This window comes from Pseudomonas yamanorum (assembly GCF_013386765.1).
GTDB lineage: Bacteria > Pseudomonadota > Gammaproteobacteria > Pseudomonadales > Pseudomonadaceae > Aquipseudomonas > Aquipseudomonas yamanorum_A.
Window position 1 is genome coordinate 42,138 of the sequence record NZ_JACARE010000008.1, and the last position, 16,975, is coordinate 59,112.

General features: G+C 59.0%; 12 protein-coding genes and 1 pseudogene. 2 read left to right on the forward strand and 11 right to left on the reverse strand.

What is annotated here, in order from left to right:
* Positions 1-19: 19 nt before the first annotated feature.
* The 5 genes and pseudogenes from HX875_RS33065 to HX875_RS05080 form a co-directional block, all read right to left on the reverse strand.
* Positions 20-883 (reverse strand): methyl-accepting chemotaxis protein, encoded by an 864-nt coding sequence (locus HX875_RS33065; protein WP_371132985.1) that lies wholly within the window; start codon positions 881-883, stop codon positions 20-22.
* Positions 875-1,972: pseudogene (locus HX875_RS33070) on the reverse strand (methyl-accepting chemotaxis protein); the annotation flags it as partial. The pseudogene HX875_RS33070 and the gene HX875_RS33065, both read right to left, overlap by 9 nt.
* A gap of 120 nt (positions 1,973-2,092) precedes the next feature.
* Entirely contained in the window at positions 2,093-3,898 is a 1,806-nt protein-coding gene (locus tag HX875_RS05070) for a CocE/NonD family hydrolase (RefSeq protein WP_177042264.1), read from the reverse strand.
* A 19-nt stretch (positions 3,899-3,917) separates the two neighbouring features.
* The gene (locus HX875_RS05075) at positions 3,918-5,357 is read right to left on the reverse strand and encodes a YfcC family protein (RefSeq protein WP_177042169.1); all 1,440 of its coding nucleotides are present in this window, start codon (positions 5,355-5,357) and stop codon (positions 3,918-3,920) included.
* A gap of 108 nt (positions 5,358-5,465) precedes the next feature.
* Positions 5,466-6,362 carry a LysR family transcriptional regulator gene (locus HX875_RS05080; protein ID WP_177042171.1) on the reverse strand — a complete coding sequence of 299 codons (897 nt, stop codon included), beginning with the start codon at positions 6,360-6,362 and terminating at the stop codon, positions 5,466-5,468.
* 172 nt (positions 6,363-6,534) lie between these two features.
* Here HX875_RS05080 and HX875_RS05085 point away from each other — a divergent pair, with 172 nt between their 5' ends.
* A complete protein-coding gene (locus HX875_RS05085) occupies positions 6,535-7,758 on the forward strand; it encodes an OprD family porin (protein WP_256348034.1) in 1,224 nt (407 codons plus the stop codon).
* A gap of 6 nt (positions 7,759-7,764) precedes the next feature.
* On the opposite strand, the gene HX875_RS05090 is transcribed toward HX875_RS05085, so the two are convergent.
* Positions 7,765-9,222 carry an ArnT family glycosyltransferase gene (locus HX875_RS05090; protein WP_177042173.1) on the reverse strand — a complete coding sequence of 486 codons (1,458 nt, stop codon included), beginning with the start codon at positions 9,220-9,222 and terminating at the stop codon, positions 7,765-7,767.
* Positions 9,223-9,333: 111 nt separating this feature from the next.
* Positions 9,334-9,879 carry a nucleotidyltransferase family protein gene (locus HX875_RS05095; protein WP_177042175.1) on the reverse strand — a complete coding sequence of 182 codons (546 nt, stop codon included), beginning with the start codon at positions 9,877-9,879 and terminating at the stop codon, positions 9,334-9,336.
* Between the two features lie 278 nt (positions 9,880-10,157).
* Here HX875_RS05095 and HX875_RS05100 point away from each other — a divergent pair, with 278 nt between their 5' ends.
* Positions 10,158-11,021, forward strand: coding sequence for an NYN domain-containing protein (locus HX875_RS05100; RefSeq protein ID WP_177042177.1), 864 nt, complete (start codon positions 10,158-10,160; stop codon positions 11,019-11,021).
* A gap of 94 nt (positions 11,022-11,115) precedes the next feature.
* On the opposite strand, the gene HX875_RS05105 is transcribed toward HX875_RS05100, so the two are convergent.
* The 4 genes from HX875_RS05105 to HX875_RS05120 form a co-directional block, all read right to left on the reverse strand.
* Complete coding sequence (locus HX875_RS05105) at positions 11,116-12,144, reverse strand: hypothetical protein (protein ID WP_177042178.1); 1,029 nt, start codon at positions 12,142-12,144, stop codon at positions 11,116-11,118.
* A 177-nt stretch (positions 12,145-12,321) separates the two neighbouring features.
* A complete protein-coding gene (locus HX875_RS05110; RefSeq protein ID WP_177042180.1) occupies positions 12,322-12,615 on the reverse strand; it encodes a DUF6124 family protein in 294 nt (97 codons plus the stop codon).
* Positions 12,616-13,159: 544 nt separating this feature from the next.
* A complete protein-coding gene (locus tag HX875_RS05115) occupies positions 13,160-15,484 on the reverse strand; it encodes a restriction endonuclease subunit S (protein WP_177042182.1) in 2,325 nt (774 codons plus the stop codon).
* Complete coding sequence (locus HX875_RS05120) at positions 15,481-16,950, reverse strand: type I restriction-modification system subunit M (protein ID WP_177042184.1); 1,470 nt, start codon at positions 16,948-16,950, stop codon at positions 15,481-15,483. Before HX875_RS05120 ends, HX875_RS05115 begins: the two co-directional genes overlap by 4 nt.
* Positions 16,951-16,975 lie beyond the last annotated feature (25 nt).

Genomic DNA, 16,975 nt, shown 5'->3' on the forward strand with positions numbered 1-16,975 from the left:
GCTTGCGTTGAAGGTGGGTTTACACCCGGAAGTGGCTGACCATCTGCTGCAACTGCCCGCCCAATCGTGCCAGCTCCACACTCGACTTGGCTGTCTCGTCGCTGGCCGCAGCCGTCTGCTCCGACACGTCCCGCACGTTCACAATACTGCGGCTGATCTCTTCAGCCACGGCACTTTGCTGTTCGGCAGCGGCGGCAATCTGCTGGTTCATCGACTGGATATTCGACACCGTACGGGTGATGTTTTCCAGTGACACACCGGCCTTGCGCGTCAGTTCGACGCTGCTGTCGGTGAGGCTGCGGCTGTTGTTCATCACGGCGGCCACTTGCTGGGTGCCGTTCTGCAAACCGGCCACCAGGCCTTCGATTTCTTCGGTGGATTTCTGGGTGCGCTGGGCCAGCCCGCGGACTTCATCGGCGACCACCGCAAAACCGCGACCGGCTTCACCGGCACGGGCGGCTTCGATGGCGGCGTTGAGTGCCAGCAGGTTGGTCTGCTCGGCCACGGCCTTGATCACGTCCATCACGCTGCCGATCTTGTTGCTCTCTTGCTGCAGGTGCGTCATGGCGTCGGTGGAGCGGGCCACTTCGGCAGCCAGGCGTTCGATCTGGGCGATGGCTTCGGCCACCACCTTGTCACCGGCACGGGCTTCACCGTCGGCGGCCGAGGCAGCCTGGGAAGCTTGTTCGGCGTTACGCGCGACTTCCTGCACGGTGGCGGTCATCTCGTGCATGGCGGTGGCCACTTGATCGGTCTCGATCTTCTGGCTGTTGACCCCGGCGCTGGTCTGTTCGGTGACCGCCGACAACTCTTCGGCAGCGCTGGCGATCTGGGTGACGCCGTCGCGGATGCCGCTGATCAGCTCACGCAGGGTTGTGCCCATGCGCTGGATGCCTTGTTGCAAAACGCCGAGCTCGTCGCGACGCGTGACCTGGATGTTGTGGCTCAGGTCGCCGGAAGCGATGCGTTCCACCACGGCAAGGGTCTCGCGCAGTGGGCGGGTAATCTGGCGGGTGATGATCACGGCCGCCACGATGCCCACCAGTAACGCCAGCAACGTGCTGATCAGTTGCAGGCTGCGGGCCTGTGCGCTTTCGGCGTCGCGGCGTTGCAGCTGGATGTCATACAGCTTGTCGCTGATGGTGACGATGTCGGTGCCCTGGGTGGTCATTTCTGCCCGGGCCGAGACGATGTTGGCGTTGGCTGCCTTGTAGTTCTGCACCGCGCTGCGATAGGCACCGAGGGCCGTTTCCAGTGAACCCAGGGCGGTCTGCTGGCTGGCGCCGAAGGCTGCGTGCAGGTCTTTCAAGCCGTCGATGGCTTTCTCGATCTGCGCAGCCGCACGGGCTTCAGTCTCGGCGTTGACGTTGCCGGTGTAGCCGCGCACTTCGTAGCGGGCCAGCTGGAATTGTTCCTTGGCGCTGGTCACGGCCTGGAACTGGGTGAAGCGCTCAGCGCTGTCGGGCATCTGCCGCACGCTGGAATCCAGGGCACCGATCTGCGCATTGGCGATGTCCGCCTTGTCACCCATGACCTGGCGTGCGGCGTTGCCGTTGCGGTAAGCCTCACGCATTTTGTTCAGGGATTGCTGGTAGGCGGTGATGATCGCTTTCTGCTCGTTGAGCAGCTTGAGGTTGTCCGGGCTCTTGAAGCTGTCCAGCAGCTTTTGTTGCTGGGCCGAAAAACTGTCGAGGTTGGTCTGCACGTTTTGCGCCACGCCTTCGTCACCGTTGGCCAGCATATATTGCAGGCGCACGATCCGCAGTTTGGTCAGCGAAGCATTGAGCTGGGTAATGTCGCTCATCCAGTTGCTGCGGTCGATCAGGCCGCCCAGGCTGGTCCAGCCAGTGAGCGCGAGGATCGAAGTAAGCACCAGGACCAGGCCGAAGCCCAGGCCCAGTTTCATATTGACGCTGATGTTGCCGAACCAACTATTCATCGCATTCCTCCAGGAACAGATTTGCGGGTACATCCGGTTGCTGGAAGTAGCGACCAGCCGATGGGTAGTCAGGGGGTATCGGCAGGCCTGGCGAGAGCTGAAACGGTTTTTTCGTGGCGGCTGGGTTTATGGATCGTGAGCGACCAACGGTAGTCAGTTGGCCTCTGCGCACGGGGTCACGGTCAACACCATGCGCGAGGGATATCGCGGTGTCATGTGCACGGTGTTGCGCGCGACCCTCGGGTATTGCGCCTGGCCGGGTGCTTCACCGCTATTGGGGTTGACATCGAACCGCGGAAAGTTGCTGCCGGCAATGTCCAGGCGCAGGCGATGACCGCGCTGGAACAGGTTGCAGGTGGCGAAGGGTTCGATCACTACCTTGACCGGCTTTCCCGGGGTCAGCCATGTCGGTTGCTCCCACGAGTCACGGTAGCGGGCGCGACGAATGCCGTCGGTGATATTCATGGCGAAACCATCGGGGTAGACATCCACCAGTTTGGCGGTGATATCAGTATCGGGTGCATCGCTGTCGATCCACAGCTCAATGCACACGGGGCCTGCGACGATCAAGTCCTGAGTGAGGGGCTCGGTCTGGAAGCTCAAGACATCGTCACGTTCGGCCAGGGGGCGATTGTCGCCACGGGTACCAAAGAAGTCGGCCCGCTCGCGCTGGTCGAACGCGCCGCCGACAAAAATGGGGGCACCGGAGGTCAGCGCACCGCCGACGGTCGGCACGGGGTTGGCCGGGTCGGCGCAGTAGCTGAGCTGGCTCTCGGCGCTGGGTGGTTCACTTTGCAGGCGCCGCTGCGCGGTGAGGTGCAAGGTCATCTGGGTGCTGCCCGGCAGCGGCCATTGGCTGCTTTCGATCCAGCGACCGCCGTGTTGCAGGCGACCCTGTTGATCCCGCACGCCCGTGCCGCCGCCCATCAAAAACACCTTCACCGATGCCGGGCCCGGCAGCGGTGTGTCATTGAGGGCGCGCTCAAACCAGTCCAGGCGACAGCTCAGCCAGTCCCTGGCGACCTGGCCGTCGAAGGCGCCCATAGCGCCGAATTCAACCTCACCACTGTGGGTGATATTGCGATCGCCGTGGAGCCACGGGCCCATGATCAATTGATGTGCCGAAGTGGTGCCGGCGCTGAAAGCTGCATGGTTGGCCAGGGTCGAGCTGACATAGGCGTCATACCAACTGGACATGAACAGCACCGGAATATCCGGCAAATCCTGGTAATGCCCCTCGGCGTAAATTCCCGGCGCCTGCCAATACGGGCCGAAGTCGCCCTGGGCCCATTGCTCCAGCAAATACGCCTCATATTCCGGCACATGCCGCAGAGGCGAGTGCCCGGCTTGCCAGGGCATGCGCGTGAACCACTGGTGGATATCTTCCTGTTCCAGGGCCTCGAGGATCGCCGGGTCTGCCAGCGCCGCCGGGCTTTCCTTGGCCTGGCGAAACGCCCAGGTGGCCTGTTTGAGTTCCAGTGCGCCGCCCTGGCGAATCCCGCACTGGTAGGCATTGGCGAAGCCGCCACTGTCCAGGACCATGCTGTGCAGGCCCGGCGGGTGCAGACAGGCCATCGCCAGTTGGGTGTGGGCGGCGTAGGACAGGCCCATGCTGCCGATCTTGCCGTTGCACCACGGCTGTTCGACGATCCAGGCCAGGGTGTCGAACCCATCCTCGCCCTCGGCGGTGTATTTGGTGAACACACCTTCGGAGGCGTAGCGCCCGCGGCAATCCTGGAAGATCGCGACAAAGCCTTGGGCCGTAAACCGCGCGGCCATTTGCTCGCGGGAGATGTGCTGGCCGTCGAGCTGTATTTCCGAGCGCGACGGTTTGCTTTTGTCGTAGGGCGTGCGTTCGATCACCACCGGAAACGGGCCGGGACCTTGGGGCAAGTAGATGTCGGTGGCGAGGTGGATGCCGTCGCGCATGGCGATCATCTGGTTGTGCAGCGTCTGCATGGAAAAAACACTCATTGGTTCAGTACCCGGTGCCTACGGCAATGGCCAACAGCACCATCGCCAGCACGGCATAAATCAGAAACAGCGGCAGGATGTAGCGCGCCCACTGGCCCCAGCCGACGTTGGCGGTGGCCAGCAATACCAACAGGCCGCTGGAGGTCGGGGTGATCATGTTGGTCAGGCCGTTGCCCATCAAAAACGCGAACACCGTGGTTTGCGGGCTGACGCCGGAGAGTTGCCCCAGCGGCCCGAAGATCGGCATGGTCACCGCCGCCTGGCCCGAGGTGGAAGGGATCAGCACATCCAGCCCCAATTGCGCGAAGAACATGCCATAGGCCGAGACCACCGGGCCGTGATCGCCCACCAGGTTGGCCAGGCTGTTGACGATGGTGTCGAGCACCTGGCCGGTGCTGAGGATGATTTCCACGGCGGTCGCCAGGCCGATCAACACGCCGGCAATCAGCACCTTTTTCATGCCGTCGACAAAGGCGCTGGCGGCGGTGCTGGCGCCGAGCCCGGCGATCACGCTGAAGGCCACGGTCAGCAGCAGGTAGAACGCCGACAGCTCGTGGTATTTCCACTCCCAGCGGTTGGAGGCGTACACCAGGAAACCAATGCCCGCACCGAGTACGATCAGGTTCAGCAGATGGCGCAGGGGCAGCGGTTTGCGTTCGAAGGTGATCTGCGCGCCGGCATCAAAGCCGTGCTTGCGGATGCTCCACAACACGAATGCGATGCCCACCAGCAGGAACGTGCAGTAGGCCAGGACGCGCATGCTCAAGCCGCTGAAAATCGGCAGCCCCACCATCGGTTGTGCCACGGACAGCGCCACCGGGTTGGAGATGGAGGCCAGGTAGCCGATCTTCACCGAGATGGTCACGATGGCCAGCCCGATCAGGTTCGACAGCCCCAGGCGGTTGGCCATGGCCACCATCAACGGCACGATCAGGATGAATTCCTTGGCCAGGCCCATGAAGGTGCTGCCGGCGGAAAACACCAGCATCAGGCTCGGCACCAGCACGTAGATATTGCCCCGAGTCAGCCCCAGCAGGCGCTCAAGACCGGCGTCGATCACCCCGGCCTTGTTCAGTACGCCGAACATGCCGCCGATGAACAGCACCATGAAAATCAGCGCCGCGCGTTTTTCGATGCCCTGGGGAATGGCCATGAAACCTTCCACCAGTGACACCGGCCGGGCGACTGTATCGCCGGCCTTGCGCGGTTCCAGGGAGAACAGTTGGCCGAGGGAATCGTGTTTCTCCAGCACCTGGTAGGAGCCGGGAACCACCAGGCCATTCTGGCGCTGGAACTTGCCCGAGTTCACCGCGTAGGTGAAGGCGACAGCCAGCAGCACGATGCTCAACAGAATGATCGCCGGGTTGATCTGCTTGCGTTGCGCGGGTTTTTCCACCGGCGTTTCAGTCGGCGAGTGGGTACGGACGATCTGCGGTTCGGTCATGCTGGTTGCCCCGGTGTGCGCTGTTATTGTTGTGTCGGGTGACACTTGTGGAGCGGACACTAGGGCAAAGTTTTCGCGGCGACAACGTTATGCGCGGGCTGGGTTGGGCTATGCGTTTTGTGCGGCCAGGCGCTGCTTGAGGTGCTCGGCAAACGCCGTCACCACTTTGGATCGGGGCTCATTCGCACGAAACGCCAGGCCGAATGCATAGGGCAATGCCGGCCGAAACGGGCGGACCACAATCGGCAAATGCATGAAGTGACTGGCCAGCAAGCCATTGACGATCGATACCCCCAACCCCTCGGCGACAAAGCTGCACGCGGCGCCCACCGAATGCACTTCGACCCGCACCTGCGGCGTCAGGTTGGCCGCGCGAAACACCTGGTTCAACTCGGCCCGCAGCGCCCGTTGCCGGCCCAGCATCACCAGCGGCACGTCCCGCAATTGTTGCACTTCGATGCAGGCATGCCGGGCCAACGGATGGTCCGCCGGCATCACGCACACGCCTTCGGTTTCCAGCACCGGTTCAATCTCGAAGTCGGGAATCTCGGTGGGCAAGCGCACAAAACCGAGGTCGGCGGAACGGTCGAGCACGGCCCGTTCGATCATGTCGTAGGAGCCGGTCAGCAACTCGACGACGATGTCTTCACGGCCCTTGAGAAACTCGGCGACGATCCTCGGCAGCAGCTCCTGGGTCATGCTGGTGGGCACCCCGACCTTGATCAGGCTCTTGCGCGAACGGCCCACGCGCATCTCATCCGCCAGGCGCTGGATACGCTGCATGCCGTCCACCAGGCCGGCCACTTCGGTGAGCAGTTCTTCAGCCTCCGGGGTGGCCATCAAGCGGCCCTTTTTGCGCAGGAACAACGCGAAACCCAAGGCCTCCTCCAGCTGGCTCAACAACCGGCTGACGGCCGATTGCGACAGGCCCATGCGGGTCGCCGCACCGATGGTCGAGCCGGTGGACATGATCGCCTTGAAGGCTTCGAGCTGCTTGAGATTCACCGTGATGTTCCTGTGGTTTGAGGGCTTTGCGCATAGCCTGATGCGCTTCTCGCATAACGTTGCCGGGGGTTCGATCAGCCGTTAGTGTCCGCCGCAATGCGACACGCCGTCCAGCCTGTCGCAGGCAGCAACTGCCCATAAAAAACCACAATACGGCATTCGGGAGACGGTTATGCGTGAGCTTTTCACGAGGGGAGGAATGGTGTGTGCAGGCTTGTTGGCAAGCCTGTCACCGGCATTGATGGCCCAGGGTTTCTGGGAGGACTCCCACGGCAAATTGACCTTGCGCAATTACTACTTCAACGACGGTTACCGCGACGGCGGCGAGGACCGCAAAGAGTGGGCCCAGGGCTTTTTGCTCAACCTGCAATCGGGCTATACCGAGGGCACGGTGGGTTTTGGCCTGGATGCGTTGGGGCTGTCGGGGATCCGGCTTGACTCCAGCCGCGCCCATGCCGGCACCGGCTTATTGCCCGTGCACGACGACGGCCGCGCGGCCAGCGAATTCTCAAGCCTGGGCGTCACCGCAAAGATGCGCATCGGTGAGGCCGTGGTGAAAACCGGCACGCTGCTGCCGAAAATTCCGGTGCTGGTGTACAACGACGGCCGGCTGTTGCCGCAAACGTTCCAGGGCACTCAAGTGGAGTACAGCGGCATCCGTAACCTGTACGTGCACGCCGGGCATCTGGACAAGTTCAAGCTGCGAAACTCGACCGACAGCGTGGATATTTATCCCCAGGGCTACAGCGGGAAAAAGGGCAGCGACTTTGATTTCGCCGGCGCCACCTATGCCTTCACGCCGAAGCTGAGCGGCACCTGGTACTACGGTGAAATGCGCGAATTCTATCGCCAGCAATTCTTCGGCCTGGTGCACAAGCAGCCATTGGGTGCCGGCAGCCTCACCAGTGACTTGCGTTACTTCATCAGCAACGAAGCGGGCGAAGCACGCAATGGCAAGGTCGACAGCGACATGTTCAGCGGGCTGTTCACCTACCGGCTGGGGCCGCAGGCGCTGGGGGTGGGCTATCAGAAAGTCACCGGCGATACCGCGCTGCCCTACGCCAGCGTGTCGACGGTGTACTCCTTCAGCAACGCCGGCGTCGGCAAATTCATCCAGGCCGGTGAGCAAACCTGGATGCTGCGCTATGACTACGACTTTGCCGCCATCCTGCCGGGCCTGACCTTCATGACCCGTTACTACAAGGGCCAGAACGGTGACTTCAAGGGCCGCGAAGCCCGTGAGTGGGAGTCCGACACCAACCTGCGCTACGTGATCCAGGACAGCACCTTCAAAGGCGTGGGCATCGAGTTGCGCAAGGCCACGTATCGCTCGACCTATGCGAGCGATCGTGACAACTACCGGGTTTACCTCACGTACGACCTGGCGCTGTGGTAACAGGCCTTACTGCTCGACGAAATAGTACGGCTGACGGTTGACCGCCATCTCCTTGACCACCGTCACCGGCACGTTCAGCCGGTCTGTATTGTCCACCAACGCCACATTGCCGGGCTTGGCCGCGAGGTAGCTTTTGAGCTCCTCCGGCGTTTGCAGGATCGTCAGATAACCCTGCATGTAAAACACCCCGGCGCCGGCGATCCGCTCGTTGGCCTGATACAACACCACTTCCTTGCCTTGCGCCTGCATTGCCTGGACCTGGCTGATCACCGGCACAAACGACTGGCGCACATCGGCCTTGGGTGCGAACCAGAAAGCGGCAATCAGGTAGCAGGCAACCACCACCGCGAAAAAACCACCCACCAGGCCACGGCGATGTGCATAGACGTGTTCGGCAACGTTGGAGACCTGCCCGCGACTTTTCAGCCAGCCCAGCAACACGCCGCCATACTCGGCGGCCAGTACGGCGGCGGCGGGTGTCAGCGCCATCAGGTACACCGTGCGCTTGCTGGAGGCGAGCGTCAGCAAGGTGAATTGCGCCACCAGCCACACGCTGAAAAACAGCCGGTAGCGGTTACGCACCAGGCTTTTGCGGAAGTGCCACAGTCCCAGGTACACCAGGATGTTCCACGGCAAAAACGCTTCGGGCAATTTGACGATGTAGTAATAGAATGGCTCGTAGTGGCCGGCTTCGACAAACGAGCCGCTGAAGCGCCCGACGCTGTTGGTCAGTAGCACTTCACGTACCGCCTGAAGGCCGTCGCGCTGGTACAGGAAACCCAGCCAGATCATCAGCGGCACCAGCGCCAGCAGCGTGAACAGCCCGGGTTTGATCCAGTCCCCCAGCTTGAATCGTTTATCCATCAAGCTGGTGCTGGCCAGATAGACGAAGATCACGATGCCCGGCATGGCCAGGCCCAGCACACCTTTGCTCAAGGTAGCGATCACCATCCCCAGGGTGAACAGCAACCAGGTGCCCAGGTTGGAACTGTCGCGCTCCGACTCGGGGCGGTTGGCCTGATAGAACGCAAGCAAGGCCATGGTGATACCGAGGGTGAGTAGCGAATCTTCACCCACGCCGCGCACATTGCTCCAGTAACTGGCCATGGTCGCCAGCATCAGCGCCGCGACAAACGCCAGGGTCTTGGGCCGGCCAAACTTGCGCAGCATCCCGTACAGCAGCATCACACTGAACAGCCCGGCAAACGCCGACGCCAGGCGCACCGCCCAGGTGGTGCCGCCGAACAGCCGAATCGCCCCGGCGTCGAGCCACAGGCTCAGCGGCGGTTTCTCCAGGAACGGTTCACGAAACAATCGCGGCACCACCCAGTCGTTATCCAGGTGCATGGCCATGGCGATCCCGGCCACACGGGCCTCGGTCGAGCCTTGCAGCTCGTGATTGCCAAGGGCAAAGAAGAACAACAGCGCAGCAAGCAGGAGCAGCAGAGGAGCGGAACGCGTCATGGATTCTGGCTACCGGGGCAGGGGACCGTTCGGGGGAACGGCCCGGGCAATCGGTGAGTATACGAGGGCGATTCTTAATAATTCGTGAATGAATGTGAGGTTTTTGTTGGGTCAGAGTTGTTTCAGCAGCGGCCAGTGGGTGAGCCAGCGTTTGGAGGTGATGCGCTGCTGGTAAATGGCGTGTTTTTCTTGGACGAAGCGGTGTGTGGGTTTGAGTTGGAGGTTGAACAGGTCGTCCAGGCCGAGAGGGGCTGATACTTCGCACAGGTCTTCTGCGGTTCTTCTGACGGCGACTGCGGTGGCCGTCTCGGGCCAGTAGCGCATTGCATCGCTGGCGTTGCGATAGGGCGCATCGCCGTTTCGCAGGTGCATGCGGGCCTGGTTTTTGACTGACCAGTCGATGGCGGGTTCTGCTGCGCGTAACAGGGCTTCGAGACGGCGGTCTTCGTCGGGGTTGGTGCAGGTGGCGTCGAACCACAGTACGTCGACATCGCCGGTCAGTGGTGACAGGGGGCGACCGTGCAGGTGATCCCACACGGCGTTGCGTACGAAGCCGGCGCCGATCCAGCAGTCGGGGAGGGCGAGGGCGCGGACGACGTGAAGCAGGTGCCAGCGTTGCGTATCACCACTGATGAGAGCTTGGAGAGAGGTAAGCATCGGGCTTCCGTTTGTCTGAAGTGGTTAAGCTACACCGCTTGAGTGAAATGTCTGAAGTGCACTGAAAATCGTATGCCGGCTAGCCATCGGCTGGCTGCTTTCAAGTAGGGTTTCAGGCCCGTAACTCCTTGTGAGCTTCTCATGAATGATGGTCAATATTGCGCGCTTGACTCTCCTGCCGCCGTTCATCAAAATCGCCCAACAGCTCAGTACAGCGCGCAGGCATTCGTTAGAACCTGCCCAGCAGTCCTGGGCTTTTTTGTGCCCGGGGGAAACGAATGAAGCGAACAGCCATTCTCTTTGATGGTGGCTTCTTCTTTCAGCGAGTGCTGTTTTTCGCTAGAAAATATTTTGGTAGCGGACATGGTCTCACTGCTGAGCACCTGACCCAGATAATCAGGAAGTTGGTGAGGCTCCACGTTGAGGATGAGCGATCTGCCAGGCGGGAGCTGTATCGAATTTATTATTACGACTGCCCTCCGCCTTCAAATCAGGTACGCCTGCCGATCATCCCGTCTGGGAATAAAACACCAGGACACATGAATTTCAAAGCGCACCCTCCCTACCAGTTGCGTAGGGATCTACACGATCAGCTGCGCGCGAGTCGAAAAACCGCGCTTCGTCTCGGAGAGCTTGCAAAGAGTGGGGAGTGGCAACTGAACTCCCATTCCCTCAAGGCTTTGTTAAGGGGCGAAAAGACCTGGGACACCTTATCCAACGAAGATTTCCATTACAGCATCGAGCAGAAAACGGTCGATACCAAGCTAGGGATGGATATCACGACGCTCGCTCTGGATAAGCTTGTCGACGTTATCGTTTTGGTGGCGGGTGATTCTGACTTTGTGCCCGCCGCAAAGCTGGCGAGGACGAAGGGAATTGATTTTGTCATCGACCCGATGTGGGCTAACACCACGGGAAGCCTCAGCGAGCATGTCGACGGGCTGCGCTCTTTCGATATCGTACGAATTATTCGAGACGTTACAGGTACCCCCGTAACGTCTTGCCCTGAATGGTGGGTTGAAGAAGTACACATTGCGAGCCAACAAAGCGACGGTTCAATAATCCCGGTAGCGGGGAATCTTGATGTTGATCCTGGGCTTTCGCAGGTTGTTGTACAACAACCTCCTACCGTTAGAAGTTGAGGACTGCTGCCGGGTTGATGCTATGCAGTCAGCAAGTGCCTGCGAAGGGGGGGCTGCTGATCAGTGTCTGGACCATCGTGTGCTGGTCATGCATTCAAGGCGTCTTCAAGCTGGCAAGTGCGGCTTTACCCTTGGCCGACAAAACAGGTTCCAACTGCTCCCAGGTGAAACTCAGGTCATTGTCGCAACCGTCGCCATTGGCGGGCGTGGATAGCTTCATGCCTTGGGTGTCGAAGCTCAGGTCGAACGTCGAGTAACGAGTGACCGCCGGGCAGCCTTCATCGGTGGTGGTTTGCTTCTCCAGCCAGGCGCTGAATTTGGCGGGCAGTTTCAAATGGCCGGAGTAGGCGTCATACCATTCCTGGTGGCCGCCGAGCCAGGTCCATGGGTCAACGCTTTCGCCGGTTTGCAGGTTCCAGGAATGCAGCCCCCAACTGATGCCCCGGGCGCCGGTGCCGGCAGCCCATCGGTAAAACCTGACAGTGATCCACTGGGATGACCAGTAAGTGGGTTCGACGCTGATTTCGCTGGTATAGGCCGCGCCGTTGCGTCCCAGGTATTCGCGTCGTTCGCTGAAGTAATCGGATTGATCATCGGCGTTGACGGCCAGGCTCGCCAACTGCCGGTTGACCTTCTGAATCGCCGGGCTGTCGCCCTCAAGCTTGAGCGTCACCTGGGCGCCTTGGGTCTTTATCTGGTAGCTGTGCCCGACGAAGGACTGCTTCTGCGTCTTGACCGGTAGAGGCGCGGCCTCCATGGGCGCGTTGTACGCATCGCTGGCGCAACCTTCGGGCGGCGTTGCCACGCGCTGCAATGCCAGGGGCAGAGGATTGCTGCCCATGGTTTTGCGCCAGGTGCCTTTCAGGGAATCGCCCTGTGGCGCCTCCAATTGCCAGACACCGCTGTTGCCTTCCTCGGCCCAGGGAGCATCGGGTGTTTCCTGAGTGAGTTGAATGGGTGTCAGGAAGCGCTGGTAGTAGTAACTGCCGCCTGTATTGGGCGAGGCGTTGAAGCAGGCGGTGATTGGCGTCTTGCCGAGTGTGCCCTGCCAGACGCCTGCGAGGTCGGCGTTGGCGAGGGTGGACAGGGCGGCGAGGGCCAGGAATAGAGAGGGCTTGAGCATGGGGTATCGGACTTCCGGTTGTCTGATAGAGGTGTTTTCAGGTGGGGCTGTACTTGGCATGGGATGGAGAAGTATCACAACCATCCGCAATAGAAAAAGGTGACGGATATATTTTCAAGAAAATAGCCCGCTCACCCTTTTCTCAATGTGTGGCGCTTGCGAGTTGGATCGCTGTTTTTAGTACTGGGAAGCTGTACTTCCCTGAGTTTTCGAGTCTGCCGTTGGCACAAGAATGTCCAGTGCGCGCGTCACCAGTAACTCACCCAAGACGCTCAGTTGTTGGGTGGCGAGAAGTTTATGGCGCAGCGCTCCATCAAACTCGAAAGCTAGATCAGTAGTGATCGCGTTAAGCGAGGCTAGGGTTTCGCAGGCTTGTACAAGCAGGGTTTCGGGGTCGATGTTTTGGGCGATACAGAAGATATCCGTGCCGGATTGACTCGGGACTGGAGGATTGGGGCTGTGCTTTTTCATGACTGCAACTCCTTGATTGGTGGAGTCGCCAGACATCGCTGCTAAACGAAAAGGGTGGCGACTGTGCGCGGGTTAGCAGACCAGGAATCAAGGAACCCAGCGCACTCGAAAGTGCCCCACGCACAGCCGCCATAACGTGAGCAAGCGGGCGCAAGATGCTTCGCTTGAACGGATGGTGGCATTGCATGCCTTGATATTAACCGAGCTGCTAAACCCGGTCGCTGATTTTGCAGCGACGTTTCAAGGCTAGTCGTGTCGATTGATGAGTACCAGTTCATCAAGGGCGTGATGTCTTGCGGGAAAAATCCGAAGGTTCATTCGGGGGTGTGTTTTCGGGAGGCCAGAAACGACAAAGCCCGCACGAGGCGGGTTTTGGTGGGGCTTCGTGTTTGGTGGGCCGGGGTAAGTTGAACTGAGTTTTTAGGTATTTGATTTAATTTATTAATGTTGGTTTGTAAATTTCTTTGGAATACCGAGAGAAGCTGGAATGAGCAATATGCTTCGTTTCTATATCTTACAAAGGATGGGCAAAAGGGTCATCTGTTTACTCGAATCCGGGCAGGCTGAGCATGCCGCCCTTGGTGCGCTTGCCAAAGCCGGTAGGCATTAGGATTTTGTGCTTTTTCATCTCTGCGAGTACCGCCAACCATTCGGTTTTGCCAAAGCGCAGCTTGGTGTCGTTCCAGCTATGCATGACTTCGTCCACGATGGCGTCATCGGAAACCGGGCGGCCTTCGAGAATAAAGTCGTTCCAGGCGGCATAGAGCGTCACAGTCATTTCACAACGGTCCGTATCCCAGTCCCGCATTAGCTCGATGACCTGCTCAATGGTGGCGCGCTCAGCGGCCGACCAGGTGCTGCTATACGCCTGCCGATGCTGTCCTGCTTGGGAAAGTGGGCGGTAAGCATGGCCAACAGTCTCGCGCTCGATGCGCTCATACCACTGATGGTCTTGCATCTCGCCTTCGACCTTATTCATCAACTGGCGATCGTGGGGGCCAGCGGCGTCGCGCAGGTAGTTACCTTGGATAGCAGTGAGTCCGGCGGTGTGTTCGGCCAAGTAAATCACTTTCTGCAGCTTGCGTTGGCCGAAGGTGCGTTGGCTATGTAGCTGATGAGTGATCTGTGCGGCGAGCAGGGTGCGGGCTGCTTGCCGATCCGTGGCAATGGGGGATCGTTGGCCATCTTCGGCAATGGCCCGTTCGATCAAGGTGCTGCCCAACTGTTCGTTCAGTTTACGGACCTGGGTTAGTCGGGTCTTCAGTTGGTCACAGAGGGCCATTAGCTGATCGACTTTGACGACGATGCGGTGTTGCTCGGCTATTGGAGGTAGCGCAATTACAAGCTTTCTAAGGACACCCAAGCCTACAAACGGTTGTGCACCGCCTATTGCTACTTTCTGAAGATCAATAGCAATATTTTCGCTAATTAATTTAACGAAAAAAGGAAGGGTAAGTTCTTTGTCGTAGTACTTGAATAGGGCAACATTCTTGATGGCAAATTTAGCATCGGTATCCACTATGACTTGATTGCCAATATTGCCTCCTATCATTGAAAAGAGGATGTCAAAACGCTCCACGCAAGAGCGCTTTGCAATCTCAATGTAGTCGGCTTTACAGATTCTTTTGGCGCTTTCAAAGTTAATCCTGCCCTTATAAAAATCCTTGCTAGTAACCAAGGGGTATGTATCCAAGCCCATTGCAGGCTTCGGCGAATCGTGAGTCCCATCTCTTACATCAATTGCCGATTGTAGCCGAACCCACTCCCAACCAGTAGGTAGCGAAAACTTTTTCTCATCATCTGAGATAGAAGGCAGAGCTTTATCCCTTTTAAATACACCGCTTTCGATCAAACGATTTTTAGTTGCTAATATTCGATCTAAAAGTATGCTGGCAGGCTCATTAATGGGATCTTGCGGGGCTAATTTACCCTTCACGGCCAGTTGCAACAGGGTTTGCTTGAGGGCGTCGATGCTGGATTCGGAGGTAAACAAGGTGTGGAAGTGGTCGGCCAGGCGCTGCCAGTTGGAGGCGAAGTCGCTGGCGTCGCGGGCTTGGGTCAGGCTGTCGAGCAGCGCCTGCACCAGTTGGGCGTGGGCGCTTTCGGCGTCGGCCTGCTGGGCTTCCAGACGGTCGCAGAGGGCCATTAGTTCATTGACTTTGGCGACAATGCGGTGTTGTTCGGCGAGTGGAGGAAGCGGGAAAAAGGCCTGCCTACCGTCTTCGGTTCCTAGCCTAGGCATTTTCATACCGTAGCTTTTAGCATTTACATAGCTAAGGAAGTACGGGCTTTTCAGTGCGATTATGAAATAGTGCGCGACAAAAGGGCCGTAGCATCTGAACGGGAGAATCTCGGTTGTGCAGAACCCGTCGTCCTCAGCTACTAGCACCTTATTGAGATATGGACGGAGCTTCCCGTAAAGCACATCGCCTTTCGTGAAACTGTTCTTTTCACTAAGAGAGTTGCGCTCGTAAAAGCGAGCCTTCTGCAAAAGCCTTGAAGTGTCTTTTTCAATGTCCTCAAGATCGAGTACCCAAGCGTCGTCTGGGATTTCGTCTTTTTTGGTTGTGGTGCCAAAGTTGGTGATTTCGCCGAGGCGAGCCCACGCCCAGTTCGCTGGCACGTCATACGGTATTTCCCTAGGGGAAGTCTCCTCCAGCGGCTTCTGCTTCTTGAGCTTCCCCTCAGCCAGCAACCGTGCCTTTTCCTCAGCAATATGCTTTAGCAGCTCACTGGCCGGCTCATCACTGGGATCTTGCGGCACCAACTTGCCGCGTACTGCCAGCTGCAGAATCAGCTCGCGCAGCTTCTTGACGCCATTGGGCGCACAGGCCAGCAGTGGCAGGTTGTCGGTGAGAAAGGCCGTCATACCTGACGCTCTAGGGCTTCGGCCAGCACTGCTTTAAGCTGGTCGCGCAGGTCGCTGATTTCGTCCTGCAGGCTGGCGTAGTTATGCAGCAGCTCGTCCGGGTCGTGACTGATCTGTTCGCGGATATGCGGGTTTTTGCAGTCCAGGCTCCAGTGGCGCGCTTGCAGCTCTTCGATGCTGACCTGCCAGGCGAATTCGTTTTCCACCCGTGCGGCAAAGCCATCGGCCTCACTGCCCCACCAGTCTTGTTCCACGGCGAATTCTTCGATGCGCATGGGCCGGGTCTTGGAGTAGTTCTTCACTCCAGTCGGGTACTGGTGCTCGTAGAACCACACCTGTTTGGTGGGTGTGCCTTTGGTGAAGAACAGTAGGTTGGTTTTGATGCCGGTGTATGGGTTGAACACGCCGTTGGGCAGGCGAACGATGGTGTGCAGGTTACACTCGGTTAGCAGCTTTTCCTTGATACGACTTTTAATGCCTTCGCCAAATAGGAAGCCATCGGGCAGTACCACGGCGGCGCGGCCACCGTCCTTAAGTAGCTGCATGATAAGTACCAGAAACAGGTCGGCGGTTTCACGGGTGCGAAAGGCTGCGGGGAAGTTGGTTTCGATGCCGTCCTCTTCTATACCGCCGAATGGCGGGTTGGCGACGATGCAGTGCACGCGTTCGCTAGGCCCCCAGCTGATCAGCGGTTTGCCAAGGGTGTTGTCGTGGCGGATCTGGTTGGGCACCTCGATGCCGTGCAGGATCATGTTCGTGGTCGCCAGCAGGTGCGGCAGCGGCTTCTTCTCCACGCCGAAAATGCTGGCCTGCAGGGTGCGTTCGTCTTCGGCGGTTTTTACATAGCGGCTGCGTTTGTGTTCGATGGCGCAGGTGAGAAAGCCACCGGTGCCGCAGGCCGGGTCCATAACCTTTTCGTCCAACTTCGGATCGACCATACGCACCATAAACTCGGTAACAGGGCGCGGGGTGTAGAACTCGCCAGCGTTTCCTGCGTTCTGTAGGTCGCGCAGCAGTTGCTCGTAGAGGTTGCCGAACTCATGGCGCTCCTGGGCCTTGTTGAAGTCCACGCCTTCCTGAATCTTGTTGATTACCTGGCGCAGCAGTTGCCCGGACTTCATGTAGTTGTAGGCGTCTTCAAACACGCTGCGTACCACATAGGCCGAAGGTGTGTCGCTATATTCATTCAGGTTCTGCAACTGGGGGAACAGGTTGTTGTCGATAAAGCCCTTGAGCGCATCACCGGTCATGCCTTCCGGATCGGCGGCCCAGGTACGCCAGCGGCAACTATCGGGAATAGGCGAGCGGTAATTGTCGTCCATTAGCTCCCATTCCAACTCGCGGTCATCGAAGATCTTCAGGAACAGCAGCCAAACCAGCTGGCCGATACGCTGGGCGTCGCCGTCTACGCCAACGTCTTTGCGCATGATGTCTTGGATGGACTTGATGGTGGAGCTAATGGACATGAAGTTCTCTCAACGCGTACCGCAA